Below are 23,326 nucleotides of genomic sequence, written 5' to 3'. Positions count from 1 at the left end.
CGTCACCACTTCCCACCCGGATCTCAGCGAGCATCCGGTGCGTGGAGGCCTGTGCGGCGGGTGCGCGGGGCTACGACGTCTCCCCGGCCGCCTTCTCCAGCTGGAACGCCTCGTTGCCGAGCCCGATCCGGGCGTGCGCCTCGGGCCTGCGGGCCCGCAGGAGCAGTCCCTGTGCCACGCCCACCAGCAGGGCCAGCCCGATGATGCCGGGCAGCACCCAGCTCAGCGAGGAGCCCGGGCCCGCGCCGACCAGGACGTCGAAGTCCTTCACGGTGTAGACGGCGATCACCAGCAGGGCGATCCCCGCGAGCGCCGAGGTGACCAGCCGCCAGGCCTGGGCGCCCGCCGCGCCGCGCCGGACGAAGAAGACGATGACGGACGCGGAGGCCGCCGCCATCAGCACGATGACGCCGAGGGAGCCGATGTTGCCGAACCAGGTGAACAGGTGCAGGACCGGCACGGTCGGGTCGCCGGTGGGCTTGTCGTCGGCGATCGCGAAGACGGCCACGACCACCACGGACACGGCGGTCTGGAGCAGCGAGCCGGTGCCGGGGGCGCCGCTGGCACTGTTCGTGCGGCCGAAGGCGGCGGGCAGCAGTCCCTCGCGGCCCATGGCGAAGGCGTAGCGGGCGACGACGTTGTGGAAGCTGAGCATGGCCGCGAACATGCCGGTCACGAACAGGACGTGCAGGATGTCCGTGAAGGTGCCGCCGAGGCGGGACTCGGTGAGCCCGAAGAGCAGTCCGGCGCTCTGCTTCTGGGACTCGGCGACGATCGCCGAGGGTCCGGTGGCTACGGTGAGGGCCCAGCTGCTGAGCGCGAAGAACACCGCGACGCCGCCGACGGCCAGGAACATCACGCGCGGCACCAGGATGTGCGGGCGGCTGGTCTCCTCGGCGTACACGGGTGCCTGCTCGAAGCCGAGGAAGGCGGCGATGCAGAAGCACAGGGCGGTGCCGACGCCGGCGCCGCTGAGGGTGTCCGGGTTGAAGGCGTGCAGGGACAGGCCCTGGGCCGCGGGGTCGGCGACGGCGGCGATGTCGAAGATGACGACCAGGGCGACCTCGACGATCAGCAGGACGCCGAGCACGCGCGCGTTGACGTCGATCTTGAGCCAGCCGAGCGCGCCGACGACCAGCGCGGCCACCAGTGCCGGTATCCACCAGGCCACCGACAGGTCGGTGTAGGTGGCGAACAGCCCGGAGACCTCGAAGCCGAAGATGCCGTAGATGCCGACCTGGAGCGCGTTGTAGGCGACCAGGGCGACCAGGGCCGCGCTCGCCCCGGCCGTGCCGCCGAGGCCGCGGGAGATGTAGGCGTAGAAGGCTCCGGCGTTGTGGACGTGCCGGCTCATCTCGGCGTAGCCCACGCTGAACAGGACGAGGACCACGCCGAGGACGACGTAGAGAAGGGGCTGGCCGACGATCCCCATCACCGCGAATGTGGTGGGCATGACACCCGCGACGACCATGAGGGGCGCGGTCGCCGCGAGCACGGAGAGCAGCAGGCCTCCGGTGCCGAGGCGGCCGGCGCGCAGGGCGCGGTCCTGCCCCTTGAACGTACTGATGCCTGGTCTGCTCTTGCTGGAACTCTCGGTGGCCATGGGGACCGTCCTTCTGGGGTTCGGGGGTGTCACACCGTGCCGAGCGCGTGGTCGCGGGCGGTACGGAAGGCGGAGTACGGCTCGTGGTCCGGATAGGACCAGGGGGCCGGGGTGGGGCGTTCGCCGATGCGGTGGAAGAGGGCGGCGGCCTCGGCGCTGCGGCCCTCGCAGACCTTCGCGTGGGCGAGGAAATTGAGGTCGACCAGGCGGCGGGGGTGGCCCTCGTGCTCCCATTCCAGCCACCAGTCGAAGGCCGCCTTCATCACCTGCCGGGCCCGGCGTCCGGTCCAGTGGGCGGAGGCGGCGGGGTCGGGCGGCTCGTGGCCCGCTGCGGCCAGGGCGCGGTAGCGCTCGGCGTGCGCGATGACCGGCAGGATCGCGAGCGGTGAGTCGGCGGGGGCCTGCTCGGCGGCCCAGTTGGCGAAGTCGTAGACCTCGTGCAGCGGGTCGGGGCCCGTCTCGGCACGGCGCTCGGCGAGCCGGGCGACCATCAGGTGGTGGGCGTGGTGGTGGTCGGCGTAACGCTGCCGGATCTCGCCGAAGACGTCGGCGACCTCGTCCGCCGCCCCGAGGTCGCGCTCCAGCAGGAGCAGGCCGAGCCAGGGGGTGGGGTCGGCGGGCGCGAGCCGGGCCGCGGTCCGGCAGGCCTCGCGGGCCGCGGCGGGCTTCCCCTTGCCCCGCCGGACGCGCTGGACCAGGGCGAGGGCGAGCAGTACGGCGGCGTCGGCGGAGTCCGGCTCGGCCACCAGCCAGTCCCTGGCCCAGGCCTCGGTGTACGTCTCGGCCGCGAGCACCGTGACCCGGTGGCCCCGTCGGTCCCAGTCGTCACCCGTCCGGGTGAGCAGCGCCCGGACCACCTGCCACCTGCCCTGCGCCAACGCGGCGCGTGCGTCGATGAGTTCGGCGTCGTCGAGGGCCGCGTCGAAGGCCTGGGAGGCGCGTTTCCGACTGCGGCCGAAGGGGGGTGGGGGCGGGGACACCGGGTGGGTCTTCCTCACGGAAGGTGGGGCGTGGCGGGTGGGACGGGGGTGCAGGGCTGAGACAGGTGGGGCGGCTGGGGAATGGTGGGGCTTCTGGGGTTGCGGAGGATGCGGTGGGCCGGAGGGGAGGAGTGGAGGGAATGCCAGGGGGCGGAACGGGGCGCCTGAGCGGATGCGGGCAGGCTCACAGGCTGACAGGCGATGCGTGCAGGTCGGGGGCCGATTCGCACCGCCATCGACTGATCACGCACAGCCAACCCTCCGCCAATGGTTTGCGTCAAGGGTCGAAGGCACATTACACGCGTCAAGTCTCCATGACTGAGAGGAAGTTGTGGCGGCGCGGTGCTGGTGGGGGCGGTTCGGGGACCTCCGCTGTGGCGTACGCCATGGCGTCCTCCTCCCCCGCACCGCACCATGGCAGGACACCCGTCGCCGAGAATGTTCGGTGGCCGAGTCGACGGCCCGAATCCGGGCACTCCCAGGGGCAAGCCGGACACTGGGACGCTAAAGTCGGCGACTACCACCCCGCCGCCCGGCCGGACGATCGAGGTACGCAGCGTGTCGGTTCTGGTTCTGACTCTCGCCGTGAGTGCTGCCTGTTGCCTGGGCTTCGGCTTCGTGCTCCAGCAGAACGCGGCCCGTCAGGCCCCGCTGAGCGACTTCCTCTCGCCCCGGCTGCTCCTCGACCTGGTGAAGGTGCCGCGCTGGCTCGGCGGCATCGGTCTGATGGTGGTCGGCATGGTCCTCGGCGCGATCGCGCTGGGCCAGGGCGAGGTCTCCCTGGTCGAACCCCTGCTCGCGACGAACCTCCTCTTCGCCCTGGCCCTCTCCCGCAAGCAGACGAAACAGCCGCTGGGCCGGCAGGGCTGGGCCGGGCTGGTGCTGCTGGCGGGCGGGGTGAGCGCGTTCATCGTGGCGGGCGAGCCGCGCGGCGGTACGGCGGTGACCGACCCCTTCCGCCACTGGCTGATCATCGGCGTCATGGTCGGCCTCGCCCTGCTCCTCACGACCTACGCCAAGCGCTCCCGCCTCAGCTGGGGCCCGGTCCTGCTGGCCCTGGCGGCCGGACTGCTGTACGGCGTCCAGGACGCCCTCACCCGGGTCAGCGGCCAGCGCTTCTCCGAGGGCGGCCTCGCGGAGCTGCTGACCGGCTGGCAGCCGTACGCCGTGCTGGCCCTCGGTGTCACCGGGCTCGTCCTGGTGCAGAGCGCGTTCGAGACCGCGCCGCTGCGGATGTCGCTGCCCGCGCTGACGGCGGCCCAGCCGCTCGCCGGGATCGTGTGCGGGGTGGGCTTCCTGGGCGACCGGCTGCGCACCGACACCGCCGCGCTGACCTGGCAGGCGCTGGGGCTCGCGGCGGTCGTCGCGGGCATCGTCCTGCTGGGGATGCACCCCGCGATGCCCGCCGGAGCCGCCCGGTCGGAACCTACGCGTGACCTCCAGCCGAGCTGAGACAAGCGCCGACGGGGACGCGGGGCGCTGTGCGGAGGCGGGGCGCTGTGCGGACGCGGTCCCTGCGTGAGGTGGGTGCCTGCGTGAATGCGGGCGCCTACTTGAGTCGGGTTCCCCGCTGCAGTGTGGGGGCGGGCCTCTCCTCGGCGGCGGACCCCTGCCCGTGTGCACGCCATGGCAGCGGCGCGCACCCTGCGCGGACCCCTGCCCGGGTGCGCCCCGGCAGCGACGCATACCCCCACGCGGCCCCTGCCCGGGTGCGCCCCGGCAACGGTGCGTACCCCCGCATGAAGGCGTTCCCCGAGCCGGTGCGCCCCCGGCGTGCATGCCCACCCCCGCCCGACTGCCGCCCCCCTGCTTGGATGGGGGACATGAGCGCTGCTGACGAGATCCTCGACATCGTCGATGAACACGACAACGTCGTCGCGCAGTCCCCGCGCGGCGAGGCCTACGTCAAAGGCCTGCGTCATCGCTGTGTCTTCATCCAGGCCAGGGACGCCGAGGGCCGCCTCTTCGTCCACCGCCGCACCCCGACCAAGCTGGTCTTCCCGTCCCTCTACGACATGTTCGTCGGCGGAGTGGTCGGCGCGGGCGAGGCCTACGACGACGCGGCCCTGCGCGAGGCCGAGGAGGAACTCGGCGTGAGCGGGCTGCCCCGCCCGGAGTTCCTCTTCAAGTTCCTCTACGACGACGGCGCCGGCCGGACCTGGTGGTCCGCGGTCTACGAGGTCCGCTGCGAGCTCCCGGTCAGCCCTCAGGTCGAGGAGGTCGCCTGGCACGACTTCCTGCCGGAGGACGAGGTGGAGCTGCGCCTGCGGGACTGGGAGTGGGTACCGGACGGGCTGGCGGCCTACGAGCGGCTCAAGGCGTACCGGTCGATGGGGTGAGCGGGGCCCGGACCACGTCAACCGGGAACCCTGCGGATAGGCTCGTGCGCGTGATCGATTTCGCACGGAACGTCCGCGTCTGGTTCGCCCCCGAGGAGGTTCGGCAGGAGGGCCGCACCCCCGACTACCGGTTCTCGCTGGCCAACGAACGCACCTTTCTGGCCTGGCTGCGCACCGCGCTCGCGCTGATCGGCGGCGGCTTCGCCGTGGACCAGTTCCTGCCGGACCTGCGCTGGGGCTGGCGGGTCGGACTGGCGCTCGCGCTGCTCGCGGCGGGCGTGTTGTGCTCGTTGCGGGCGGTCAACCACTGGGTGCGGTGCGAGCAGGCGATGCGCCGGGGCGAGGACCTGCCGGTGTCGCGGTTCCCGGCACTGCTGGGCCTGGTGGTCGCCGTGGTGGCCGTGGCGATGGTCGTCGTCGTGCTCGCCGGGTGGGAGGGATGAGCGAGGGCGCCGCCGCGGAGCGCGACCCGGGACTCCAGCCCGAACGCACCCGGCTCGCCTGGCGCCGTACGACCCTCTCGGGCACCGTCTGCGCCGTACTCGCCGTGAAGACCGCCCTGCACGGCGGTCCGACCCCCGCCACCCTCGTCGCCTGCGCCCTGTGCTGCGCCCTCTGGCTGGGCCTCCTCTCCCTCGCCCACCAGCGCATCCGCACCCTGACCTCGTCGGACACCCCCGGGGCCCTCACCCCGCGACACGCCACGGCGGCGGTCCTGTGCACGGTGGCCATGGCGGTGTGCGGGGCGGCGCTGGTCTTCTGAGCGGCTCGGCCCCCATGTCCGGGCCCGCCCGTACTCACCCGCCTGCGGGGTACCCGTTCGCCACGCAGGCCCGAATAGCCGGATACACACCTTTCGCGTGACAGCCTGTCCGACGTCATCGCCCGTCGCTTCGAAGGTGAGCACCATGACCACCCTCCACCACGAACACGCCTCGCACGCGCACACCCACGCCCCGGACTGCGGACACACCCAGGTGCCGCACGAGGACCACGTCGACTACGCGCACGACGGCCATCTGCACCGCGAGCACGAGGGCCACTGGGACGAGTGCGAATCCGGCGGACATGTCGCGCACGACGGTCACGAGCACCGGCACGGCCAGGACTGCGGACACGAGAGCGTCCTGCACGGCGACCATGTCGACTACGTCCACGACGGCCACCGGCACGCCGCCCACGAGGGCCACTGGGACGACCACTGACCCGATCGAGCCACTCCGAGAACGCCGAGAAGCACCGCCGACAGCTCCCCGCCGCACCGACCGGGGAGCTGTCGGCCTATCGTGGGCCCGATCACGTTCCCCCTTCCCCCTGGACGACATACCGACCAGTCGGCATGATGGTCGGGACCCGTTCACGCGCGCGTAAGGAGCCCTGATGAGCCCCGACCATCCGCCAGGCCTCGATCTCGACCGGCTGCGCGGCCTCCTCGACCGCGAGCGGCCGGGCCTCGTGCAGGGCCCCCTGACCGGCCGGCTGATCGAGGGCGGACGGTCGAACCTCACGTACGCGGTGTCCGACGGCACCGCGAAGTGGGTCGTACGACGGCCCCCGCTCGGCCATGTCCTGGCCACCGCGCACGACATGAAGCGCGAGCACCGGGTCATCAGCGCCCTGCATCCCACCAACGTCCCGGTGCCTGATCCGGTCCTGCTGTGCGAGGACGAGGAGGTGCTCGGCGCGCCCTTCTACGTCATGGAGTTCGTCGAGGGCACCCCGTATCGCACCGCCGACCAGCTCGCCCCCCTCGGGCCCGAGCGCACCCGCGACGCCGTGCTGTCCCTGGTCGACACCCTCGTCGAACTGCACGCGGTGGATCCGGCGGAGGTCGGGCTCGCGGACTTCGGGCGCCCCGAGGGCTTCCTGGACCGCCAGCTGCGCCGCTGGGGCAAGCAGCTGGACGCCTCCCGCAACCGCGACCTGGACGGCATCGACGAGCTGCACGCGACGCTCGGCCGCCGTCTCCCGCAGTCCCCCGCGGCCACGGTCGTGCACGGCGACTACCGGCTCGACAACGTCCTGATGGGCGACGACGGCCGCATCAAGGCGATCCTCGACTGGGAGATGTCCACCCTCGGCGACCCGCTCACCGACCTCGGCCTGCTGGTGATGTACAGCCTGCCGCTGGGCATGTCCGACTCCCCGGTCTCCACGACGGCCGAGGCCCCGGGCCACCCGGATCCGGCCGAACTGGTCGCGCGGTACGCCGAGCGCTCCGGGCGGGACGTCTCGGCGGTGTCCTGGTACACGGCGTTCGCCTGGTTCAAGCTCGCCGTGATCCTGGAGGGCATCCACTACCGCTACACCCGGGGCCAGACGGTCGGCCGCGGTTTCGACCGCATCGGCGACCTCGTCCCGGTCTTCATCCAGCACGGTCTGACCACGCTTCACGACGGCATCCAGGAAGGCTGATCCGCATGGACTTCGCGTTCGACGCGCGCACCGAGGAGCTGCGCGCCAAGCTGCTCGCCTTCATGGACGAGTACGTCTACCCCGCCGAGGCCGTCGCGGAGGAGCAGCGTGCCCTGCTGGCCTCGCCGTGGGACACCCCGGCCGTGGTCGAGGAGCTCAAGGCCGAGGCCCGCAGGCAGGGCCTGTGGAACCTCTTCCTGCCCGACGCCGAGTACGGCGCCGGCCTCACCAACCTCCAGTACGCCCCGCTCGCCGAGATCACCGGCCGCTCCCCGCAGCTCGCGCCCACCGCGCTGAACTGCGCCGCGCCCGACACCGGCAACATGGAGGTCCTGAGCCAGTTCGGCGACGAGCAGCAGAAGAAGCAGTGGCTGGAGCCGCTGCTGGCCGGTGAGATCCGCTCGGCGTTCGCGATGACCGAGCCGGAGGTCGCGTCCGCCGATGCCACGAACATCACCACCCACATCGAGCGGGACGGCGACGAGTACGTCGTCACGGGCCGCAAGTGGTACATCTCCGGGGCGATGAACCCGGACTGCAAGATCTTCATCGTGATGGGCAAGACCGACCCGGACGGCGAGGACATCCGCCGCCAGCAGTCCATGATCCTGGTCCCCCGGGACACGCCGGGTGTCACGGTCAAGCGCGCGATGCGGGTCTTCGGCTACGAGGACCACTCCCACGGCGGCCACGCCGAGGTGATCTTCGACCACGCGCGCGTACCGGCCTCGAACCTGATCGGCGAGGAGGGCGGCGGCTTCGCCATCGCCCAGGCCCGCCTCGGGCCGGGCCGGATCCACCACTGCATGCGGCTGATCGGCATGGCCGAGCGGGCGATCGAGCTGATGTGCAGGCGGGCCGTCTCCCGCACGGCCTTCGGCAAGGCGCTGGCCCAGCAGGGCGTGGTCCACAACTGGATCGCCGACGCGCGCGTGACCGTCGAACAGCTCCGCCTGCTGGTCCTGAAGACGGCCTGGCTGATGGACACGGTCGGCAACCGGGGCGCCCACACCGAGATCCAGTCCATCAAGATCGCCACGCCCCGCGCGGTCGTCGACATCATCGACCGGGCCATCCAGCTGCACGGCGCGGGCGGAGTCAGCCAGGACTTCCCGCTGGCCGAGCTGTACGCCGGCGCCCGCACCCTGATGATCGCGGACGGCCCGGACGAGGTGCACCAGCGCTCGCTCGCGCGCCGGGAGCTGAAGAAGTACCTCTAGGAGGCGCTCTACGGCCGCAGGGACCGCAGGAGGAGGTCGGCCAGGTGGTCGGCGACCTCCTGCGGGCCCATCGGGCCGTCCGGGCGGTACCAGGTCGACAGGTGGTGGACGGACCCGAAGTGGTAGTCCACGACGAGGTCGGCCGGGGTCGCCTTCGAGAAGACGCCCGCTTCCTGGCCCTCCTCGATGAGCGCGCGGAAGCGCTCGTGGTACTTCCGGCGCTCGGCCCGCACCTGCTTGTTCTTCTCGGGGCTCAGGTGGTGCATCGAGCGGAAGAAGATCATCGCGTCGTCGAGGTTCTCGATCGTGGTGACCACGACATCCGCCGCGGCGGCCCGCAACCGCTTCTCGATCGGCTCGTCGGCGTTCGCGAGCGCGTCCAGGCGCTCCTGCTGGACGCGCAGCACGCGCGCGTACACCTCGTGCAGGAGGTCGTCCTTGGAGCCGAAGTAGTGGTACAGCGCCCCCTTGGTGACGCCGGCCGCCTCGACGATCTCCTGCACGGAGGTGCGGTCGTAGCCCTGCTCGGCGAAGAGCCGGGTGGCGGCGGCCAGCAGCCGCTGCGGGACGGGCGTACCGTCTCCGTCCGTCGTCCTGGGCACTGTGCCGCCACCTGCCTTTCGAGAGGTCATTCGCCGTCGTGCGGTCGGGAACGCAGTTCCCGACGGAGGATCTTCCCACTGGCCGTCTTCGGCAAGTCGGGCAGGATCTCCACCTGCCGCGGGTACTTGTAGGCGGCCAGTCTCTCCTTGCAGTACGCGGCGAGCGCACCGGGGTCGGTTTCGGCACCCGGACGGAGGCTGATGTACGCCTTGACGGTCTCCCCGCGATACCCGTCGGGCACCCCGACGACAGCCGCCTCGCGCACCGCCGGATGCGTGTAGAGCACGTCCTCGACCTCGCGCGGCCACACCTTGAAACCGGACGCGTTGATCATGTCCTTCTTGCGGTCCACGACGTACAGCCAGCCCTCGGCGTCCATGAACCCGATGTCACCCGTGCGCAGCTCGCCGTCCGGGAAGGTCTCGGCGGTCGCGTCCGGCCGCCGCCAGTACCCGGGCACCACCTGCGGCCCGCGCACGACGATCTCGCCCTGCTCGCCGAAGGGCGCCTCGGCGCCGCTCTCGTCGACGATCCGTACGACCGTCTCGGGCCCCGGCACGCCCACGGCGAGCGTCCCGGACACCGGGTCGACGGGCGCCTGCCGCTCGGGTGGCACGGAGGCGCAGGGCGCGGAGCACTCGGTCAGCCCGTAGCCGTTGCGGATGTACGGCCCGAAACCGGCCCGGAACTTCTCCACCAGGGCGGGCGGCAGCGGGGCCCCGCCCGAGGAGATGTTGACGAAGGACGAGAAGTGCTCGCGGGTGACGTCCGGGTGGGCCGCCAGGGCCATGAACGCGGTCGACGGGCCGACCGTGTAGTGCGGCCGGTGCTCGGCGAAGGCGTCCAGGACCACCCCCGCCTCGAAGCGGTACGCCAGCACGAGCGTGCCCACGCTGTTCAGACACGCCCCGAGCTGGCAGACCATCCCGGTGATGTGGAACAGCGGCGCCAGCGCGAAGTACACGGGCGCCTCGGGCAGCCCGAGCCCGGTGCGCTGCCGTTCGGCGTTGTACATGATGTTGCCGTGCGTGTTGGTGGCGCCCTTGGGCGTGCCGCTCGTCCCCGAGGTGTAGCTGATCAGCGCGATGTCGGAGGGCGTGACGTCCCGTCCCTCGGGCGCCTTGTGCCCGGCCCGGGCGACAGTGACCAGGTCGTCGGCGTCCTCGGCCTGCGGCAGCCGCTCGAAGGTGAGCACGCGCGCGTCCCCGCGGGTCTGGAAGTCCAGCTCGCACCCGGTCAGCACGATCCGCACCGGCGAGTCGGCCGCCGTCTCGCGCAGATACGACTCCCAGGCCCGGTCGGAGCAGATCAGCGCGGCCACCTCGCCGTCCCGCAGGACATGGCCGACCTCCCCCGACTTGTACATGGGGTTGACGGGCACGACGACCGCGCCCGCCTTCCAGGCGCCCAGCAGCGCGAGCACGAACAGGGGTGAGTTCTGGAGCAGGATCGCCACCCGGTCCCCGCGCTCCAGCCCGCGAGCGGCGAGGTGCCCGGCGACGGAGTCGCTGAGCTCGTCGACCTCGCGGTAGCCGAGCCGCCCGTCGAAGTACGCGAGGAAGGGCCGCTCGGGCGCCTCGGCGGCGGCCCGCCGCAGTGCGTGCACCAGTGAGTCGTCGGGCTCGATCGGCCCGCGCTGGGCCTCACTGAGCAGACCGAGCCAGGGCTTGGCGGCGTAGCGGGACTCGCTCATCGGGTCTCCTCCCACTTGCGCTGGAGGTGGTTCATGCCGGCCAGCCAGCGATCCGGGTCGGCGGCCCGTGCCTGGTAGTACTCGGCGACCTCCGGGTGCGGCAGGATCAGGAACCGGTCCTCCTCGATCCCCCGGAACAGGGCCTCGGCCACGTCCTCCGGCTCGACGGCGGTGGGCCTGAGCACCAGGTCCCCCGCGGTCCCGGTGGCGGCGAGCATGTCGGTCCGCACTCCCTGCGGACAGATCGCGTGCACCTTGATCCCCCGGTGCCGGTACGTCAGCGACAGGTACTCGGCGAAGGCGTACGCCCCGTGCTTGGTGACGGCGTAGGGAGCCGCCCCGATCATGGTCAGCAGCCCGGCGGCGGAGACGGTCGACACGAACCGCCCGCTGCCTCGCTCCAGCCACCCCGGGAGCAGTGCGTGGGCGGCTCGCACGTGTGCCATGACGTTGACGTCCCAGGAAGCGGCCCAGCCGGTCTCGTCGAGCGGCTCGTCGGCGTTCCCGCCCCCGAAGGCGACACCGGCGTTGGCGCAGTAGACCTCGACGGTGCCGCCGAGCGCGTCGAGGGCGTCGGAGACGACAGCGGAGGCGTCCCCCGCGACGGCGATGCCCCCGATCTCCTCGGCCACGGCCTTCGCACGGCCGGCATCGAGGTCGTTCACGACGACCCGGGCCCCTTCCGCGGCAAACCGGCGGGCCAGCGCGGCCCCGATGCCACCTCCCGCCCCGGTCACAACCACTCCGGCACCCTGCAGGGCTTCCACCATCGGTCTCCTTCGACTGCGGCTCGACTCCACGGCCAGACTAACCGGTCGGTATGTTCAAGGAAAGGGTGAGCGGAACCTCCCCACAACCCGCGGGAGCGCCTACCGTGCACCTCATGCGCCTATCCAGACGAACCCTGCTGGCAGCAGCAACGGCAACGGCGTCACTGACCTCCGCACCCCCCGCCCAGGCGACCCGCCCCCACAGACGAACCGGTTTCGAGAACCTGGCCGCATCCGGCTACGAACAGCTCCGCGGCGAGCGTATCGGCATCGTCACCAACCCCACCGGTGTCACCCGGGACGTTCAGCACATCGTGGACGTGATGCACGCCGACGAAAGGGTGAACCTCACCGCCGTCTTCGGCCCCGAGCACGGCTTCCGGGGCACCGCCCAGGCCGGCGGCTCCGAGGGCCGCTACGACGACCCGGCGACCGGCCTGCCCGTCTACGACACGTATCTGAAGAGCGGCCGGCCCCTCGCCGACATCTTCACCGCCTCCGGCGTGGACACGATCGTCTTCGACATCCAGGACGTCGGCGCCCGCTTCTACACGTACATCTGGACCCTGTACGACTGCATGGAGGCGGCCCAGCTCGCGGGCAGGCGCTTCGTCGTGCTGGACCGCCCGAACCCGGTCACCGGCCGCGCGGCCCTGGGCCCGGTCCTGCACAGGGAGTTCGCGACCTTCGTGGGCAGGCAGCCCATCTCCCAGGCGCACGGCATGACCGTCGCCGAACTGGCCCGTCTCTTCAACGGCGAGTTCCTTCCCGCCCCCGTCCCCCTGGACACGGTCCTCATGACGGGCTGGAGGCGCTCGGAGTTCTACGACACCTGGAACCTGCCCTGGGTCCCCCCGAGCCCGAACATGCCGACCCCCGACACGGCTCTGGTGTACTCCGGCACCTGCCTCTTCGAGGGCACCAACCTCTCCGAGGGCCGCGGCACCACCCGCCCGTTCGAACTGCTGGGCGCGGAGGGGCTGGACGGCCGCTGGGCCGCCGCCGTGAACGAACTCGGCCTGCCGGGCGTGCACTTCAGGGAGGCCTACTTCGCCCCGACCTTCTCCAAGTTCCAGGGCAAAACGGTCGGCGGGGTGCAGATCCACGTCCACGACAGGGCGGCCTACGACCCCGTCCGCACCGGCATCGCTCTGCTCGTGACCGCCAGGAAGACCTGGTCCGGGTTCGCCTGGCGCCCGGACAACTGGATCGACAAGCTCACCGGTTCCACTCAGGTCCGCACGATGATCGACGCCGGTGCGGACACCGACGAGGTGGTGGCGGGCTGGCGGCAGGAGCTGAGCGCCTTCCGGCGGATTCGAAGGAATTACCTCCTCTACGGATGAGCCGTGGAGTATGGCCAACTTCGCCCCGTAGCAGGACGATGCGCACCACCACGGGGGACGAGGGGGTCGGTGATGGCGGATCCGGCGATGAGTGTGACGCCGTACTGGGAGCTGACGTTCGACGCGGACGGCGACCCGGACACCGGCCGGCGGGACCGGCTGCTCGCGGAGGTGGCGGGCCGGGGCGTCAGGGACCTGGTCGTCCTCTCGCACGGCTGGAACAGTGACCGCTCGGGCGCGACCCGGCTCTACAGCCGCTTCTTCGAGCCGTTCCCGGAGCTCGCACCGGCCGCGAGGCTCGGGTACGTGGGGGTCGTATGGCCGTCGATGCGGTTCTCGGACGAGCCGATCCCGGACTTCCCGCGGGCGGTGGCCGCCGAGATGCCGCCGCGTCCGGTGCTCGACAAGGACACCCGGCACGCGCTCCTCGAGACCTTCCCGGGCCGGGCCACGGTGATCGACCGGTTGGCCCGGCTGCTGGACCAGCAGCCGGGCGAGGAAGCCGAGTTGGAGGAGTTCGGGCGGCTGGTGCGGCTGCTGGTGGAGGTCGTACCGCCGGGGCCGCAGGCATTGTTCGGGGCGGACATCCTGGCGGAGGGCGTGCCGCAGGACGAGCCGGAGATGTTCGCCGGGTCCGCGGCGGCCGTGTGCGAGGAGTTCGCGCAGGCTCTCGCCGGTCTCGAATCACCTGACGGGGCAGAGGCGTTCACGATTCCCAACCCATGGGACGGGGCGCACGAACTGCTGCGGCAGGGGACGTACTACGCGATGAAGCGGCGTGCCGGCACGGTCGGAGAGCGCGGGCTGGGGCCCGTGATCGGGCAGCTCGCGAAGGCGGCGCCCGGGGTGCGGGTGCACCTCGTGGGGCACAGCTTCGGCGGGCGGCTGGTGTCGTTCGCGCTGCGCGGACTGCCGGAGGGGGTGCGGTCGGTCAAGTCCGTCACGCTGCTCCAAGGGGCCTTCTCCCACTACGCGTTCGCGGCCCGGCTGCCGCACGACACACGCGCGGGAGGCGTGCTCCAGGGGCAGCAGAACCGCGTCGACGGGCCCCTCGTGTGCTGTTTCTCCCGCCATGACGCAGCACTCGGCACCCTGTATCCGCTGGCCTCGCGCATGGCGGGGGACGCCCGGGGCGTGGCGGGCTTCGACCTCGGCCGGACCCTGGGTGCCAAGTGGGGGGCGATGGGCCACGACGGGGTGCAGGCGGTGCCGGGCACGTCGTCCGTCGGCCTCGCCGACGCTCTTCTCGGGAGGCTGCCCGCGAAAGGCTGCGTGAACGTCGACGCGGCGCCCGTCGTCAGACGCGGCGGACCGCCCGCCGGCGCCCACAGCGACATCTGCCACCGCGAGCTGGCCCGACTGGTGCTGGCGGCGGGCCGTATCCAGTGACCCGCCGCCAACTGCCCTGCGTCGTGCGGTACTTCTACCGGTGCGAGGTGAACTCCACCACCTGCTGGAAGGTCGGACGGTTCTGCCAGCCGATGTTGTAGTGCTTGATGCCGCCCAGGGTGCGCTGCACGATTGAGTCGGCGCACCACTGGTCGCCCGCCGAGCACAGGTCGTCGCCGGGATAGACCTGGGCCGCGGTCTTGCCGGCCGCGGTCTTCAGGGTGCTGATCAGGATGTCCCGGCAGGCGCCGAGGCTGCCGCCGCCGCAGTACTTGTCCGCCAGCGGACCCCGCACGCTCTCACCGAGCACCGCGCGGACGTCCTTGTCGACGTAGCTCCACCAGCCGTACTGGAAGGAGCTGCCCGCGTGCGCGCCGGTGGGTCCGTGCGCGGCCGAAGGGGACTCGTCGACGGGCAGGTTGGCCTGGAGGGCGGTGTACAGGCCGGTGCCGAGGCCCGGCTCGAAGATGCCCTTGGCCAGCAGCGGCCACCACGCGTCCAGGATGCGGATCGCGTCAGCGTCGGCGTACTTCTTCGAACCCGCCGATGTCTCGGTGCGCTTGCCGCCCGCCGTCAGCCACGTCTGGAGCTTGGTCACCGCGGCCGCGGCCGTGGAGTCGGTGACCGTCGAGCTGTTGATCACCTTGAGCAGGTCCGGGAGGACGTCCTCGGCGCGCAGGTCGGCGAGGGACGCGTCCGCCATGGCCTTCACCAGCGAGACCCGGGTGACCCCGCCCGCGGCGACCAGTTTCCTAACCCGGTCCTCCAGCAGATTGCCGCGGTGCACGGACCCGTCGCCCCAGGAGGCCGTCGCGTAGTCGAGCGCCTGTTTGTTGTTCCAGGAGATGTAGTAGTCCTGGTCGATCGAGTTGGGGTGTGCGGAGGCCGGCGTGTAGTCGGCGGTGTTCGTCGTCGGGTTCCAGTTCTTCCACTCGTACGCCGTCTGCGCCCACACCGGGAACTCGGCGTCGACGCCGGACGCGCGCACCGGGTTGTTGCCGCTGTTGTAGTACGCGGTGTGCGTGGAGTCGGCGTAGAACCAGTTGAAGGTGTAGTTGATGTGCTGCACCGCGCTCTGGAATGTCTGCGGACTCTTGACGTAGTCCGGGTCGTTCAGCATCTGGAAGCCGATGATCGAGTCGGCCTCGTGGAGGTAGGAGGAGCGCAGGGTGGTGTAGGCGACCTTCTTGCCGCCGACGGTCGCCCGGTATTCGACGGGGCCGTACTTCGTGCGCCAGACCCTCATGGTGTACGACCCCGCGGCGGTGCCGTCGGCCGTGGTCGGGGCCCAGGAGTTCTTCTGCTCGATCTTGTCCATGGCCGTGCAGGTGCCGTGGTACAGGTAGTGGTAGTCGTCCTGGCACAGTTCGACGGCGTAGGTGTCGATGATGTCCTGGCCGGAGGTCGTGGCGGACCACGAGTAGTCCTGGCCGCGGCCGAGTTCGACGTACATGCTCAGGCCCGCGAAGGAGGCGCCGCGGGCGCTGATGCCCGGGCCCTGGATCTCCTGGAGCATGAGGAGCTGGGGGGCGAAGTAGCCGGTCTGCGGTCCGAAGACGGCGACCGGGTGACCGCTGGCGGTGTACTTGCCGCTGACGACCAGGGCGTTGGACATGCCGCGCTTGGCCGAGCTGAGGGCGTTCGCGGTCGCCGTGGCTGAGGCCGCGCTCGCGCTCTGGTCGGCGCCGGTGCCCGTGGCGTCGTAGACCAGGGGTTCGGTGCTCACCGAGCCGGCGTCGGGCAACGCCTCGCCCTGCGGATTCGCGGGCTTGGCGGCATACGGGAAGCTCTCGCCGTTGTGGACGGTGAGGGCCGCCTCGGGGTCGTTGCGTTCGCGGAAGGACTCCCAGACCTCGGTGCCCTTCGTCACGCCGTACCGCTGCTGGGCGGCCAGCAGCGAGATCGCGTTGTTGACCTCGCCGCCGCCTCCGGAGCCGAACAGGGAGCCGATGACGGAGGCCAGCGCGACCAGGTCGGTGATCTTGAAGTGGTCGATGGTGCCGGCGTTGGTGACGGAGTCCTTGTGGCCGGTCAGGACGTACTCGCCGGGGAAGGAGCGGCCGCTGTCGGAGGCGTCGATGTAGGAGTTGATGCCGGCGAGGTAGGCGTTGGCGTCGGCGAGGGCCTGCTGGCCGCGGGCGCCGTTGGTCGCGACCGCGTTGTCGATCTGCGCCTGGAGATCGGCCTCGCTGTAGGGCGCGTTGCGCCAGAACTGCTGCTCCAGGCCCTGGTTGGAGGCGGCACCGCCCGCGAAGGCGGTGAGCTGGCCGCGACCGACGTGCCGGAAGACGTCCATGAGCCACAGCCGGTCCTGGGCGGCCGCATAGCCCGCGCCGAACTCGGTGCCGTATCTGGTGGTACCGGTGATGTGCGGCACGCCCGTCTTCTTGTCACGGACGATCGTCACGTCGGTGCGGCCGGCGGGGCTCAGGGTGGAGGCGACTTGATCGGACGGGACCCCGAACGACGCGTCGTTGAAGAACGTGTTGATGGTGGAGTTGGTGAGTGCGGGGTACCCCTTGGCCAGGTTGGCGTAGGGGCCGAGCTGGTCCTCGGCGTGGTCGGGCTGGGTGCCGAAGGCCTGGTTGAGGAGGACCTGCGCGAGGGTCGCGTTGCCGTTCTCGCCGGGCGGCAGGATGTCGGAACACTGGCCGCCGCAGTAGTCGTTCGCCGCTGCGGCCTCGGCGGCCGAAGCCGTCTGGGCGAGCGGGGACAAAAGACCGGCAATCAGGACGCATATGGATGCGGACTTCAGGAACCCGGTGAGTGTGCCGGGAGTTCTCAGTCTGTCGAGTGCGGTGCGCGAGGCGCGTCGAGGCATGGCAGCTCCAACCGACGGGGGGCGTGGCCGGACGTTACCGCCGGTATCCCCGGGATTGAAGATGAGCATGCGTCAAGTTTTGGCAGGGGTTCTCCAACTTATGGGGGGCATCGGAAATCGGATGGAGCCAAATCGCTTGTCGATACGTCTATTCGGCAACGCCGAGCGAAGTCCGCTCGGTGACAACGCCGAAGTGACCGAAGTACAGGTGCAGGTGTGACGGAGGTGCAGGGCGATGGCCGGTTTCCGGAGTCTGGCGAGACAGGTGCGGGATCCGCGGTGCGATCTGGCGCTTCGGCGCTACTCGCTGCGCAAGTGCCTTGAGCGGTTCGCTCCTTACGGGCACAGGGCGACCTGGGACCACTTGTGCTCCCGGGCGGGATTCGGTCCCGAGGACCGCTCCCCGGACCCAGCGCGGCTCGTGGCCGCACTGGAGGAGCTGGAGGAGGCGCGTTCGGTCTGGCTGGCCTACGAGGTCGAGTTCGCCGAGCGGCGCAAGAAGGAGAAGCACGACGGGTTGCGCAGGCCGGGCAGTGTGGACGACTGGCACCGGCTGACCTGGGGCGGGTTCGGAGTCGCATGGTGCGACGACCCCCGGGTGCACCCCGATGATTCGCTGGCCGAGGTGCTGCGCAGGCTGATCTCCGCGCTGGAGCGCGAGCCGGGCGCGGTGTGTCCGGTGTGCGACGGGGAGCGGCTCGTCTGGAAGTACGAACTGGACCATGAACCCTCGACCGGGCCGGTCTGCGTGGACTGCGGGATCCTGGTGCCGCGGCCCGTGCTCACACCCGAGGCCCTGGCGGACGCCAGGCGCGGACGGTTGCTGATGTCGGCCTAGAGCGTGTGGGCGCACCGGGGGTGCGCCGGGGATGCCGCACCCCCTCTTTGACGGTGGTGAACTGTCGGTGCCGCCTGGCACCATCGAGGAATGGTGCAGGTGTGTCTCAACGGCCCGCGCGGGGCCGCCGACGGGACGGCGGTGCCGCTCACTCCCGAGTCCATGGCGCAGGCGGCGGCCGAGGCCGTCGCGGCGGGCGCCACGGACATCCATGTCCACCCCAAGTCCCCTTGCGGTGGGGACAGTCTGTCGCCGCGGGTGGTCGCGGCGACACTTGAGGCGATCCGGGAGCGGGTGTCGGTCCCGGTCGGTGTGACGACCGGCGCCTGGGCGGAACCTGACCCGGCGGCCCGGCTCGCCCGTGTCCGGGGCTGGACCGTGCTGCCCGACCACGCCTCGGTGAACTGGCACGAGCCGGGCGCCGAGGAGATCGCCGCCGCGCTGATCGACCTGGGGGTCGGTGTCGAGGCGGGCATCTGGTCGGGCACGGACGCGGCGGCCCGGTTCGCGGTGTCTGCGCTCGGGCCGAAGGTGCTGCGCGTGCTCGCGGAGGTGACGGACACCGACGCGGCGGAGGCGTCCGCGCGCACCCTCCTCAGCGAGCTGGGCACGGCCCACGGCCGCCCGGTGCTGCTGCACGGCGAGGACGCCGGCGCCTGGCCGGTGCTGCGGCTGGCGGGCCGCCTGGGCCTCGCGACCCGGGTGGGCCTGGAGGACACCCTGCTCCTGCCGGACGGCCGACGAGCCACCTCCAATGCTCAGTTGGTGACCGAGGGACTGGTCCAGTACGGGTGCGCCCAGCGGGCGTCGTAGGGCAGGGCGAGGAGTTCGGCGCGGATCGCCAGGTCGGGCTCGTTCCGGGCGCGCAGGCACGCGGGTGCGTGGGCTGCCAGCCAGGACTGGAGCGTGGCCACGAGGTAGTCGTCACCGCCGGGATACCACCAGCTGAACGGCGAGTCGTCGGTGATCAGGTCGTACAACCAGGTCTTCGCGCAACTGACGACATGCGCCTCGGCGACGGGCCGTGCCCGCAGGCGGTCGAGGAGCGGGACCAGGTCGTCCAGGATCGTGGCACAGGTCTCGAACACGTCGGGGACGGGGTACGGCGGCTCGGGCGTCGTGAGCGTGTCGTCCCACCACGCGTGCACGAACGCCTCGACGGCCGCCGCCTGCTCGGGCGGCCAGGCCCGCCAGTCCACCCGGTTCAGGCCGTGCTCCGACCAGCCGATGCCCCGCAGGCTGCCGTCGGCCATGGCGTGCGCGGTCTGCGGCAGGAGGCGGCGCATCACCGCCGCGTGATCCTCGAAGTGGCCGGGGCCCTCGAAGACGAACCGGCGGACCAGATCGGCGGGCACGCGCGTGTACGGCGTACGCAGGTATGCCGTCTCCTCGGGCAGGTAACACCGCTCGCAGCCGGTCTCGGTGGGACTGGCGAAGCCGTTGAAGACGGTGTCGATGTCGGCGAGGGCCGCGGCAAGGGCCTTTGACCTCATGGGAGTTGGTCCTGTCGGGACTCCGGGCGCGGTGTCGCCGTCGGCCGAAGATCGCGACGCTACCAGGCGCGGATCGCGCGGCACCAGTGGATTGCGAAGCCCCGGCCCGGCGGTGACGTGCTCCCAGCCCACCCCCGGCACTCTTCGTCCTACCGACCTGCCCGCCGTTCCGGCAGCAGCCGGGACCCCGTCAGCCGGTCGCCGAACACGTCGTCCGGGTTGGACAGGACACACGAGTCCAGGGAGAGGCAGCCGCAGCCGATGCAGTCGGTGAGGTGGTCGCGGAGGCGGTTCAACTGCTTGATGCGTTCGTCGAGTTCGGAGCGCCAGGCCTCGGACAGGCGGGCCCAGTCCTCGCGGGTGGGGGTGCGTTCCTCGGGGAGTTCGGAAAGGGCGTCGCGGATCGTGGCCAGGGGGATGCCGACGCGTTGGGCGGCCCGGATGAACGCGACCCGGCGCAGCGCGTCACGGGAGTAGCGGCGCTGGTTTCCCGTGGTGCGACGGCTGCTGATCAAGCCCTTGGACTCGTAGAAGTGCAGGGCCGAGACGGCGGCGCCACTGCGGGCGGCGAGCTGGCCGACCGTGAGTTCATGGATCTTCTCAGGAATCTGGGGCACCCCTCGAACCCTACCCATGCCGTCACCCTCGCGGTCCGTTGACAGGGGCTCCCCGGCCGACCATGCTAAGCAGTCGCTTAGACATCATGTGGCGAGGAGGCCGGGAATGGCAGAGCCGAGGATCTTCACGGGGGTCGACGACCTGAAGGCGGCGGTGGGCGAGGAGCTGGGGTACACCGACTGGCTGGAGGTCGACCAGAAGCGGATCGACCTGTTCGCGGACGCCACCGGCGACCACCAGTGGATCCACGTCGACCCGGAGAAGGCCGCCGCGGGTCCCTTCGGCACCACCATCGCGCACGGCTATCTCACCCTGTCGCTGCTGCCGCTGTTCGGACCGCAGCTGATCAAGGTCGAAGGTGTGAAGATGGGCGTCAACTACGGGACGAACAAGGTGCGTTTCCCCGCGCCGGTGCCCGTGGGTTCCCGGCTGCGCGCCACCGCGCGGATCACCGGCGTCGACGATGTCGCGGGCGGGGTCCAGGTCACGGTCGCCTTCAGCGTGGAGCGCGAGGGGGGCGACAAGCCGGTGTGCGTGGCGGAGTCGGTGTCCCGGTACTACCTGTAGGCGGCTACTTGGTGGCTCCCACCATCCGCAGCACGAGGTCGGCGTCGAGCGCGCCGACCTCGTCGGGCGTCCAGGGGCCGTCGAGGTTGAACCAGCGGGCCACGTCGATGCAGAGCGACATGACGGCGAGGGTGGTGCCCTTCACGTCGAGCACGTCGAACTCGCCGGAGGCCATGCCGTCCTCGATGATCCCGCGGATCTCGGCGTCGCACTGCCGTCGCAGGTCGAGGATCTCGGCGCGGGCGTCGGGGCCGAGGGAGTCCAGTTCGTACTGGACGACCCGGGCGGTGGTACGGCCGCCCGCGTGCCAGCGCACGAAGGAGCTCACCGCGTCGGTGAGCCGCTCGGTCGCGGTGCCCTCGCGGCGGGCGGCGACCCGGAGGATCTCCAGCGCCTTCGCGTGGCCGATCCGGCTGATGCGATGCAGCAGCTCTTCCTTGGTCTTGTAGTGGATGTAGAGCGCGGCGGGGCTCATCCCGGCCCGGCCCGCGATGTCCCGGGTCGTGGTGGCGTGATAGCCGCGCTCGGCGAACGCCTCCACCGCGGCAACGAGCAGCCGCCGCGCCGCGTCGGGCGTGACCTCGCCCCACGCCGACGTCTCGCCGTCGGCCGTCTCCTCCGCCGTACTCATCGCACGCCCCTCTCCACTGTCAGAACCCCCACCATACCGCCGAACCTGAGCGAGCGCTTAGCCTGCCCGCTCAGGGGGGTGTGCGTGCGGGGCGTACGGAGCGGTGGGAGGGCGCCGTGCGCGGGCTGAGCGGCGTGGAAGTGACGGCGGGGTGGGAGCTGCTCGGTCGGGGCCGCTGGGGGCAGCGGCTGGGTTGGCCGCCGGGAGCGGGTGGGGACGGGCCTCGACGGGAACGGCTCCGGCCCGGCCCCGGCCCCGGCGCCCGGGCCGGGCCCGCTACAGCCGGCGCCGTGGCCCGAGCCGAACGCCCGGGAAGCCCGGCACGACGGAGGTGCTTGGAGTCGGGCCCAGGCCTCGATCAGATCAGCCCCTGCGCGGCCCCCTGGAAGCCGGCCGCAGGCCAGGCCCTTCCGGCGATCGCCGTCAGAGCTTCTCGAAGGGGTCGTGTTCGGCCAGTAGTTTCTCCAGGCGGGCCTGGTCGACCCGGCTGACGATCTGGCCGGCCTCCTGGCGGTCGCGGATGACCTTGGCCAGGGTGAAGGCGGAGGTGACGAGGTACAGGACGGCGATCGCCAGGAAGCCCCGCACCCAGGCGTCGGCGTTCAGGCGGAAGATGCCGGCGGCCGTGGCTGCCATGGCCACGGCGAAGGAGGCGACGGCCTGACCGTAGAAGGCGGCCGTGTTCTGCTGCTTGACTGGTGTGTCGCTCATGAGCAGAGTCTCGGCCGTCCGTGACCCCGGCCACATCCGCTCAGGTACTCAGACCGGTACTCAGAACGCCGAGACCCCTGTCAACGCCCGCCCGATCACCAGCTTCTGGATCTGGCTCGTGCCCTCGTAGAGCGTCATCACCCGCGCGTCGCGCAGCAGTTTGCCCGCCGGGTACTCGTCGATGTAGCCGTAGCCCCCGAACACCTGCAACGCGTTGTTCGCGGCGCGCACCGCCGCCTCCGAGGCGAAGAGCTTGGCCTTGGAGGACTCGACGGCGAAGGGCTTCCCGCGGTCGATCAGGTCGGCCACCCGCCAGGTCAGCAGCCGGGCCGCGTCCACGTCGACGGCGATGTCGCTGATCAGCTCCTGGACCAGCTGGTGCCCCGCGATCGGCTTGCCGAACTGCTCGCGCTCGCCGGCGTATCGCAGAGCCGCGTCCAGAGCCGCCTGGGCTATGCCGACGCACCCCGCCGCCACCGACATCCGCCCCTTGGCCAGCGCGGACATGGCGACGGAGAACCCCTTTCCCTCCTCACCGACCATCGCGGAGGCGGGCACGCGCACCCCTTCCAGGACCAGTTCGGCGGTGGCCTGGCCACGCAGCCCGAGCTTGCCGTGGATCGTGCGGCGGGTGAGGCCGGGGGTGTCCGTCGGTACCAGGAAGGCGGAGACGCCCTTGTGGCCGGGCGCGTCCGTCGAGCGGGCGAACAGCAGCACCACGTCGGCCCACGTGCCGTTCGTGATGAACATCTTGGTGCCGTCGATGACGTAGTCGTCACCGTCGCGCACCGCCCGCGTGGCCAGGTTGCCCGCGTCGGAGCCGGTGCCGGGCTCGGTGAGGCCGAAGCAGCCGACGTAGGCGCCGGAGGTGAGCCCGGGCAGCCAGCGCCGCTTCTGCTCCTCGCTCCCCCACGCGGCGACCGTCTTGGCGACGAGCCCCAGGGAGACGGAGACGATCCCGCGCACGGACGAGTCACCCCGCCCCAGCTCCTCGGTGACCAGGCAGTACGCGAGATGATCGCCGCCCGAGCCGCCGTACTCCTCGTCGATCGTCAGCCCGAGGAAGCCGACCTCGCCGAGTTTCTTGACGAGGGACCGGTCCACCTCCTCGGCGCGGTCCCAGGCGATGACGTGGGGGGCGATCTCACGGTCCACGAACTCCCGCGCCAGCCGCCGGACGGCTGCCTGCTCCTCACTCAACCCCAGGTCGACCACGAGTTCACCTCACTTGAGAGCGGCGCCATTAAATTAGCACTGCTAGTTTCTGTTCCGCAGCCCTACTATGTGCG

At 71.3% G+C, this 23,326-nt stretch carries 23 protein-coding genes; 12 read left to right on the top strand and 11 right to left on the bottom strand.

All coding sequences use genetic code 11. The annotated features are described in order from the left end of the window. Positions 1 to 70 precede the first annotated feature (70 nt). Together ACZ39I_RS27220 and ACZ39I_RS27215 are read right to left on the bottom strand one after the other, a co-directional pair. Positions 71 to 1,603 carry an APC family permease gene (locus ACZ39I_RS27220; protein ID WP_403659165.1) on the bottom strand — a complete coding sequence of 511 codons (1,533 nt, stop codon included), beginning with the start codon at positions 1,601 to 1,603 and terminating at the stop codon, positions 71 to 73. Between the two features lie 29 nt (positions 1,604 to 1,632). Further along, entirely contained in the window at positions 1,633 to 2,583 is a 951-nt protein-coding gene (locus tag ACZ39I_RS27215) for a hypothetical protein (protein WP_467247180.1), read from the bottom strand. A gap of 558 nt (positions 2,584 to 3,141) precedes the next feature. Here ACZ39I_RS27215 and ACZ39I_RS27210 point away from each other — a divergent pair. The 7 genes from ACZ39I_RS27210 (at position 3,142) to ACZ39I_RS27180 (ending at position 8,557) form a co-directional block, all read left to right on the top strand. After that, the gene (locus tag ACZ39I_RS27210; RefSeq protein WP_467247178.1) at positions 3,142 to 4,035 is read left to right on the top strand and encodes a DMT family transporter; all 894 of its coding nucleotides are present in this window, start codon (positions 3,142 to 3,144) and stop codon (positions 4,033 to 4,035) included. A 371-nt stretch (positions 4,036 to 4,406) separates the two neighbouring features. Next, positions 4,407 to 4,922, top strand: a complete 516-nt coding sequence (locus ACZ39I_RS27205) for an NUDIX hydrolase (RefSeq protein ID WP_352390927.1) — start codon at positions 4,407 to 4,409, stop codon at positions 4,920 to 4,922. Between the two features lie 50 nt (positions 4,923 to 4,972). Beyond that, positions 4,973 to 5,365: a YidH family protein gene (locus tag ACZ39I_RS27200; protein ID WP_467247176.1), complete on the top strand. Its 393-nt coding sequence runs from the start codon at positions 4,973 to 4,975 to the stop codon at positions 5,363 to 5,365. Further along, a complete protein-coding gene (locus tag ACZ39I_RS27195; protein ID WP_467247174.1) occupies positions 5,362 to 5,685 on the top strand; it encodes a DUF202 domain-containing protein in 324 nt (107 codons plus the stop codon). The genes ACZ39I_RS27200 and ACZ39I_RS27195 overlap by 4 nt, the downstream gene beginning before the upstream one ends. A gap of 145 nt (positions 5,686 to 5,830) precedes the next feature. Then, on the top strand, positions 5,831 to 6,127 hold the full coding sequence (locus tag ACZ39I_RS27190; RefSeq protein WP_467247172.1) for a hypothetical protein: 297 nt from the start codon (positions 5,831 to 5,833) through the stop codon (positions 6,125 to 6,127). Positions 6,128 to 6,302: 175 nt separating this feature from the next. Next, entirely contained in the window at positions 6,303 to 7,337 is a 1,035-nt protein-coding gene (locus ACZ39I_RS27185) for a phosphotransferase family protein (protein ID WP_467247170.1), read from the top strand. Positions 7,338 to 7,342: 5 nt separating this feature from the next. Further along, positions 7,343 to 8,557, top strand: coding sequence for an acyl-CoA dehydrogenase (locus ACZ39I_RS27180; protein WP_467247168.1), 1,215 nt, complete (start codon positions 7,343 to 7,345; stop codon positions 8,555 to 8,557). A gap of 8 nt (positions 8,558 to 8,565) precedes the next feature. Here the strand turns inward: ACZ39I_RS27180 and ACZ39I_RS27175 are convergent, their stop codons facing one another. The 3 genes from ACZ39I_RS27175 to ACZ39I_RS27165 are packed head-to-tail and all read right to left on the bottom strand — an operon-like array spanning position 8,566 to position 11,623. After that, a complete protein-coding gene (locus tag ACZ39I_RS27175; protein WP_266526460.1) occupies positions 8,566 to 9,159 on the bottom strand; it encodes a TetR/AcrR family transcriptional regulator in 594 nt (197 codons plus the stop codon). Between the two features lie 26 nt (positions 9,160 to 9,185). Then, a complete protein-coding gene (locus tag ACZ39I_RS27170; RefSeq protein ID WP_467247166.1) occupies positions 9,186 to 10,853 on the bottom strand; it encodes a class I adenylate-forming enzyme family protein in 1,668 nt (555 codons plus the stop codon). Then, positions 10,850 to 11,623 (bottom strand): SDR family oxidoreductase, encoded by a 774-nt coding sequence (locus ACZ39I_RS27165; protein ID WP_467247164.1) that lies wholly within the window; start codon positions 11,621 to 11,623, stop codon positions 10,850 to 10,852. Before ACZ39I_RS27165 ends, ACZ39I_RS27170 begins: the two co-directional genes overlap by 4 nt. 113 nt (positions 11,624 to 11,736) lie before the next feature. Here ACZ39I_RS27165 and ACZ39I_RS27160 point away from each other — a divergent pair, with 113 nt between their 5' ends. Both ACZ39I_RS27160 and ACZ39I_RS27155 read left to right on the top strand, forming a co-directional pair. After that, positions 11,737 to 12,969 (top strand): exo-beta-N-acetylmuramidase NamZ family protein, encoded by a 1,233-nt coding sequence (locus ACZ39I_RS27160; RefSeq protein WP_467247162.1) that lies wholly within the window; start codon positions 11,737 to 11,739, stop codon positions 12,967 to 12,969. 72 nt (positions 12,970 to 13,041) lie between these two features. Next, entirely contained in the window at positions 13,042 to 14,358 is a 1,317-nt protein-coding gene (locus ACZ39I_RS27155) for a serine-threonine protein kinase (RefSeq protein WP_467247160.1), read from the top strand. Positions 14,359 to 14,392: 34 nt separating this feature from the next. Here ACZ39I_RS27155 and ACZ39I_RS27150 read toward each other — a convergent pair whose 3' ends face one another. Continuing rightward, on the bottom strand, positions 14,393 to 17,179 hold the full coding sequence (locus ACZ39I_RS27150) for a penicillin acylase family protein (protein ID WP_467247158.1): 2,787 nt from the start codon (positions 17,177 to 17,179) through the stop codon (positions 14,393 to 14,395). A 235-nt stretch (positions 17,180 to 17,414) separates the two neighbouring features. On the opposite strand from ACZ39I_RS27150, the gene ACZ39I_RS27145 reads away from it, so the two are divergent. Both ACZ39I_RS27145 and ACZ39I_RS27140 read left to right on the top strand, forming a co-directional pair. Next, positions 17,415 to 18,017, top strand: coding sequence for a hypothetical protein (locus ACZ39I_RS27145; RefSeq protein WP_031043581.1), 603 nt, complete (start codon positions 17,415 to 17,417; stop codon positions 18,015 to 18,017). A gap of 90 nt (positions 18,018 to 18,107) precedes the next feature. After that, positions 18,108 to 18,830 carry a 3-keto-5-aminohexanoate cleavage protein gene (locus ACZ39I_RS27140; protein ID WP_467247156.1) on the top strand — a complete coding sequence of 241 codons (723 nt, stop codon included), beginning with the start codon at positions 18,108 to 18,110 and terminating at the stop codon, positions 18,828 to 18,830. On the opposite strand, the gene ACZ39I_RS27135 is transcribed toward ACZ39I_RS27140, so the two are convergent. Both ACZ39I_RS27135 and soxR read right to left on the bottom strand, forming a co-directional pair. Continuing rightward, positions 18,776 to 19,510: a hypothetical protein gene (locus ACZ39I_RS27135; protein ID WP_467247155.1), complete on the bottom strand. Its 735-nt coding sequence runs from the start codon at positions 19,508 to 19,510 to the stop codon at positions 18,776 to 18,778. The genes ACZ39I_RS27140 and ACZ39I_RS27135 overlap by 55 nt on opposite strands. A gap of 149 nt (positions 19,511 to 19,659) precedes the next feature. Further along, entirely contained in the window at positions 19,660 to 20,127 is a 468-nt protein-coding gene (gene soxR / locus ACZ39I_RS27130; RefSeq protein WP_467247154.1) for a redox-sensitive transcriptional activator SoxR, read from the bottom strand. A gap of 106 nt (positions 20,128 to 20,233) precedes the next feature. Between soxR and ACZ39I_RS27125 the strand changes: the two genes are divergently transcribed. Continuing rightward, positions 20,234 to 20,695, top strand: a complete 462-nt coding sequence (locus ACZ39I_RS27125) for a MaoC family dehydratase (protein ID WP_467247152.1) — start codon at positions 20,234 to 20,236, stop codon at positions 20,693 to 20,695. Positions 20,696 to 20,699: 4 nt separating this feature from the next. Here ACZ39I_RS27125 and ACZ39I_RS27120 read toward each other — a convergent pair whose 3' ends face one another. From ACZ39I_RS27120 to ACZ39I_RS27110, 3 genes are all read right to left on the bottom strand, one after another. Continuing rightward, complete coding sequence (locus ACZ39I_RS27120; protein ID WP_403659217.1) at positions 20,700 to 21,326, bottom strand: TetR/AcrR family transcriptional regulator; 627 nt, start codon at positions 21,324 to 21,326, stop codon at positions 20,700 to 20,702. Between the two features lie 423 nt (positions 21,327 to 21,749). Beyond that, entirely contained in the window at positions 21,750 to 22,037 is a 288-nt protein-coding gene (locus ACZ39I_RS27115; protein WP_352390909.1) for a YiaA/YiaB family inner membrane protein, read from the bottom strand. Between the two features lie 60 nt (positions 22,038 to 22,097). Beyond that, complete coding sequence (locus ACZ39I_RS27110; protein ID WP_451476550.1) at positions 22,098 to 23,252, bottom strand: acyl-CoA dehydrogenase family protein; 1,155 nt, start codon at positions 23,250 to 23,252, stop codon at positions 22,098 to 22,100. Between the last annotated feature and the right edge of the window lie 74 nt (positions 23,253 to 23,326).

The organism is Streptomyces sp. NPDC024687, from assembly GCF_055559055.1.
This window is presented reverse-complemented; position numbering and strand designations above follow the sequence as displayed.